Origin of the sequence: Phormidium pseudopriestleyi FRX01 (assembly GCF_017313335.1) — a bacterium.
Lineage (GTDB): Bacteria > Cyanobacteriota > Cyanobacteriia > Cyanobacteriales > Laspinemataceae > Laspinema > Laspinema pseudopriestleyi.
The window spans coordinates 1-5,621 of record NZ_JAFLQW010000172.1 but is presented as its reverse complement, the minus strand read 5'-3'; the positions used below and the strand labels follow the sequence as shown (position 1 = coordinate 5,621).

The window sequence follows — 5,621 nt, the reverse complement described above, 5'->3', positions numbered from 1 at the left end:
GGTTTTCTTAGCGGTTTTGATGACCATTGCCACCATATCTTTAACCGCTTGGTTGCGTTCATCAAAGATGTGAGCCACTAAGGAAGAGTCACGGTCCAGACCCAAAGTGAGCTGGGTCAAGTCATTGGAACCGATGGAGAAGCCGTCGAAGACTTCGGCGAATTGTTCCGCCAGAATGACGTTACTGGGGATTTCGCACATCACATAGACTTGCAGTCCATTTTCGCCGCGTTTGAGACCATATTTTTCCATCGTCTCTATCACTTTGCGACCTTCGTCTGGGGTGCGGCAGAAGGGAATCATCGGAATGACGTTGGTCAAACCCATGTCGTCCCGGACCCGTTTGAGGGCGACGCACTCTAACCCGTAGGCTTCGGTATAGTTGGGGTCGTAGTAACGAGAAGCACCCCGCCAGCCGATCATGGGGTTTTCTTCTTGCGGCTCGAATTGCTTACCGCCTAAGAGGTTGGCATATTCGTTGCTCTTGAAGTCAGACATCCGGACAACCACGGGCTTGGGATAGAAGGCAGCGGCGATCGTGCCAATCCCATGAGCCAGTTTGTCTACGAAGAAGTCCGGTTTGTGCGAATACTGTTTCGTCAGTTCAGCAATTTCTTTCTTGACGGCTTGATCTTCGAGGGTGTCGAAGTGAATCAAGGCCAAGGGGTGAGCTTTGATGTGGTTGGCGATGATGAACTCAAACCGGGCTAAACCAACGCCATCGCAGGGGATAGAAGATAAACCGAAGGCTTCTTCTGGGTTGCCGACGTTCATCAATATTTTAGTCTTGGTACTTGGCAGGTTGTCGATCGCCGTTTCCAGAATCTCGAAGGGAACTAAACCCTCGTAAACTTTGCCTTCTTCCCCTTCAGAACAGGATACGGTGACCTCTTGACCACTCTTGATGTCTTTGGTGGCGGTTCCGCAACCGACGATGGCTGGAATCCCCATTTCCCGGGCAATAATCGCAGCGTGGCAAGTCCGTCCCCCTTGGTTGGTGACGATCGCACTCGCTTTTTTCATGATCGGTTCCCAATCCGGGTCCGTCTTGTTGGTGACTAAGACTTCACCCTGTTTGAACAAGTCGAGATTGTGCACATCTAAGATGACACGAGCTTTACCTTGGCCGATCATTTCGCCGACGGCACGACCCCGAATCACAACGTCACTGGTGCCTTGGAGTTTGAAGTTGCGGATGATGTTTCCGGCTTTTTGGGATTGGACGGTTTCTGGACGTGCTTGCACGATGAAGAGTTCGCCAGTAATCCCATCTTTGGCCCACTCAATGTCCATCGGGGTATATTTGCCCCGGGATTCGCTGTAGTGGTCTTCGATGATGCAAGCCCATTTCGCTAAGGTGAGAATTTCATCATCATTGATACAGTATTGATCGCGTTCAGGGATGGAAACTGGGACGTTTTTCGTCAGTTTCGACCCGCCTACGTCATACACCATTTTGATTTCTTTACTGCCCAGGCGTTTTTCGAGGATTGGGCGTTTGCCTTCTTTGAGGGTCGGTTTGAAGACAAAGTATTCGTCAGGGTTGACGGCACCTTGGACGACGTTTTCCCCTAAACCATAAGCGGCGGTGACTAAGGCGGCATTCTTGAAGCCGGTTTCCGTGTCGATGGAGAACATGACGCCGGAACTGGCTAAGTCAGAACGAACCATTTTTTGGACACCTACAGAAAGCGCGACGCTGAATTCGTCAAAGTCGGGACGCTTGGAGGCATATTGATGGCGATAGGAGATGGCGCGATCGGTAAATAAGGACGCGAAGCACTTATGACACGATTCCAGCACACCTTTGACGCCGTGGACGTTCAGGTAGGTTTCCTGTTGTCCGGCAAAACTCGCATCAGGTAAGTCTTCGGCAGTAGCGCTAGAACGAACGGCTACATCCAGATCGCTGCTGAATTTTTCGCACACTTCTTGATACTCTGGACCAAAGCGTTTGCAGAATTCAGTATTCGAACCATAGCTTTCGCACAATTTCAGGTAAGCCGCTGCGATCGCATCGTCTAATTCTTTCGGAAATGGCGTATTCATCACCATTGCCCTCGCTTGCTTGCCCCGCTCCCGCAGATTGTTGACGTCGTTGAGATCCAGATCCGCAAACAAGGTCCGTAATTTCTGCTCTAACCCCGCTTTCTCGATAAAGTACCGATAGGCATGAGCAGTGGTGGCAAAGCCGGTGGGGACGTTGACTCCCTTCGATTTAAGCTCTTGGATCATTTCCCCTAATGAGGAGTTTTTCCCCCCCACTAAGCCTAAATCTGCTAAACCGACTTCTTCAAAAACAAGTACAAACTGTGTTTCTTTGGAACCTTTGGCTGATTTTTTTTCTGGAGCTGTAGAAACCATATATCCTACTCCTGTTACCTGATGCTGGTCTTTAAGCGTGTTAGAAAGTTAAACTTCTTTGTTTTTCACTTTCCATGTAAATCATACATCAGATTTTCAAAATTCGACAAGTTTTAAAATCTTTTTTTGAACGTTTTATGACAATTGGATTTTGCTCTTGATTTCTTAGCTTTTTAGCTGATTTGAATTATTCTACCTTATTCTCTCCCGCCAAGAGCAGCAACTTTGTTAAAAGAATATTTAGATTGCTTTAACATCCCAGGGGTTGTTTATTTCTTGATGTTAAGGAGTCCCCTTCCTCCTGAAGGGGTCAAATTGATCCGACAGTGGAATCCCTACGCCGTCAACCTCCGGGGATTTCCCTATTGTGAGAACCTCGGCTTCCCGGGAAAATCCGGGGGAATTTTCCAGGATTAATCAGACCAAATGTTATCCTAATCACTTGACTTCTGTTCCCCCTTCCTCACTAAACTGGCTTTTATCGCCCTTTTCGCTCCACAACGCTGCCCTTCAACCCTCCGATTCTCTCTATTTAATGTCTCATCCACCCCGGAAAACCGCCTCAACTGCCCTGATTGCTTTAATGGGCCTCATTGAGGCGGTTTTCCGGGGAGTCTCCAGGGGAAGGTTAACCCTTGACCCCAGGAGAGCTATCCCGCATCCCGGAAAATCCCTGATGGAAAAGCTCCTCAACCCCGAACCCCTTCCATCAGGGAGCAAGAATTGCTACCCTAGAGAGGGGAACAATCAAGTTAGTCCAGGTTGGATTGTGACAATATGCCGGAAATAGGGGCGGTATTACAAGAACGGTATCAACTGCAACAGCAGCTAAATGATAACCCGACCCGGGAGACCTGGTTAGCGGTGGATTTGACCACGGAGGAACTCGTGGTGGTGAAGTTGCTCGTCTGGGGAGGTGCGAAAGCTTGGGAAAATCTTAAGCTGTTTGAACGGGAGGCGAAGGTCCTCCAAAATTTAGCCCACCCGCGTATTCCTCGCTATCGGGATTATTTTGCGATCGATGATGGGACTCTGTGGTCTGGGTTAGTTCAGGAGTATATCCCTGGTGTATCCCTTCAGGACTGGCTCGATCGCGGCAGGCGGTTTACCGAGGAGGAAGGTGAGCAGATAGCTACGGCCCTGTTGAATATCTTATGTTATCTCCATGAGTTAAATCCTCCCGTACTCCACCGGGATATTAAACCGAGCAATATTATATTAGGAGAAGACAACGAAATTTATTTAGTGGATTTCGGGGCCGCCCAGGACCGGAATATCCTCACCCCCGGACGCAGCTTTACCGTAGTTGGCACTTATGGCTATACTCCGTTAGAACAATTTGGGGGACAGACGGTCCCGGCATCGGATTTATATGCCCTCGGTGCCACCTTGGTTCACCTCCTCACCGGCGTACCCCCTGCCGACTTATTGCAAAAGAACTTGCAACTGGAATTTGGCGATCGCCTCAGTCCCAAATTCAGCCCGTATTTAATCAGTTGGTTACAAACCCTCACACAAACCCAGGTGGATAATCGCTATCCCACCGCAACCGAGGCGATCGCCGCCCTCAACGGAGTCGCCACCCTCTCCACCGAAAACGCCCCCTTTTATCAACCGGACATCACCCCGGTTCAACTCCGCAAAACCCCCCAAAAACTAGAAATCATCCTCCCCGAACCGGGCTTAAAAGTCCTCACCTGGAGCTTAAACCTGTGGCAACGGGGGTTAAACCTGATCGAACGCACGATCGCCTCCTTGCGAGATAATCTCAGCACTTCAGATATCATTGCCCAGGTGTTAGTGTATCTGTTAATCGGCATTGGTTCCTTGTCCCTGTTGTCATTAGTCCTCCAAGTGGCAACCGTCATCCTGCCGATTTTAATTCCCCTGGGGATGGTTGCCTGTTTGAGCGAATATTTTGAGCGAACCATCGTCTGTATAGAACGCGATCGCAACACCTTTGAGATCCAGCAAAAGCGACTAGGATTTACCTATCGCCGTCAACTCGGCGTCACCGCCCAGATTCAAACCGCTTCTATCTTCTACGACAATAAAAAATTTGTCATGGGAGTCGCCCTCACCGCCGGACCCCGACCCGGTTATTATCAACAATATGCCTTTGGAAACACCGGACGAAAACTCACCGAGGAAGAGTGTACCTGGTTAGCGGAAGAAATCGAGAACTGGTTGGATGGGGAATAGGAAGACCATCGAAATACCCCGACTCCCATCAGTAATCAGTGATAGAATCATCCATTAATCGTTTCCTGTTCAGAGTCTAAATATGGCACTTCAATATACCAATCGGCGAAGCCAAACCTACATTCTGCACCAAGGCACAACTAAAACCGGCAAGCCTAAGTATTATTTTTCCCTAAAAACCGAGGGAAATTTAATCGATTCAATTTCCGAGGGATTTGAAATTTATGAAAATCCCAATTGTCAAGTCTATTTGCGGAAAATACTGCCCAAGGTGTTTAGCGATCGCGAATTGGAAATTGTGGATCAGGGGATTAAAAAATACAGTAAAGTTAAGAACTTTATCATCGATGTTAAAGACAAAAGTCTAGTCATCTATCTTGCGGATCAAGATGTCGAAAAGCTGTCGGAAATCTTAAGCTCATTACGAGGTCAAGAGGTGGATTCAAATCGGCTGGAGTCTCTTCTCACTTATGGCCCCATGATGCGATTTCTTAAAAGAAAAAACTCGAAGAGTTTCGGGGTACAACGGTGGTGCTTTCGCGGCTCAGTTGACGATTGGATTGATTTAGATGAGGGGGAAGATTTAGAAAGCCTGGTGAAAAAATATGCACCCCATTTAGGTTAAGAATCATTCTATGACCTGCACGGATTTTAGGGAGAATAGCGGCAGGTTGGTACAGGGAAATAGGCGAGAGTTGACTCTATACCCTCCTGGTATATTTTTCCCCGGGCTCACAAGTTTTTCACAAATTTGCGCTACAATGGCTAATCAGAGTTAGCTATTTTGCCTCACTTGCCGTGATTTTAGCCGGCTAAAGTTAGGGCTTGTGGGGTGATCTAGCTAACTCTCCCCGATTCCTCGCCCTCTCCAACCCGGGCAAACTCCTCGGATCCGCCCCTAACCCTCAGAACAGTTCACAGAGGCGAAACCGTTGCACCGTCCAGAACCAGATTATCTTACCCTTCAGGACGGCGATCGCCCTCTAGTTCCCGCAAACGAGCCTCCAATTCCCGCAGACGTGCTTCTGCTGACTCCGCCCTGTGACGTTGTTGTT

Annotated in this window: 3 protein-coding genes; 2 read left to right on the top strand and 1 reads right to left on the bottom strand. The window is 48.7% G+C overall.

Annotation, left to right across the window (positions count from 1 at the left end):
• Nucleotides 1-2,364, bottom strand: a 2,364-nt coding sequence (ppsA, locus tag J0895_RS06295; protein WP_207087259.1) for a phosphoenolpyruvate synthase, incomplete at its 3' end; no start/stop codon positions are given.
• A 777-nt stretch (nt 2,365-3,141) separates the two neighbouring features.
• Between ppsA and J0895_RS06290 the strand changes: the two genes are divergently transcribed.
• Together J0895_RS06290 and J0895_RS06285 are read left to right on the top strand one after the other, a co-directional pair.
• Entirely contained in the window at nt 3,142-4,566 is a 1,425-nt protein-coding gene (locus J0895_RS06290) for a serine/threonine protein kinase (RefSeq protein WP_207087258.1), read from the top strand.
• An 82-nt stretch (nt 4,567-4,648) separates the two neighbouring features.
• Nucleotides 4,649-5,191, top strand: coding sequence for a hypothetical protein (locus tag J0895_RS06285; protein WP_207087257.1), 543 nt, complete (start codon nt 4,649-4,651; stop codon nt 5,189-5,191).
• The last annotated feature ends 430 nt before the right edge of the window (nt 5,192-5,621 follow it).

Bases quoted from the DNA above. Each gene is read 5' to 3' on its own strand.
- J0895_RS06290 (WP_207087258.1), top strand. From the start codon at position 3,142: ATGCCGGAAATAGGGGCGGTATTACAAGAACGGTATCAACTGCAACAG.
- J0895_RS06285 (WP_207087257.1), top strand. From the start codon at position 4,649: ATGGCACTTCAATATACCAATCGGCGAAGCCAAACCTACATTCTGCAC.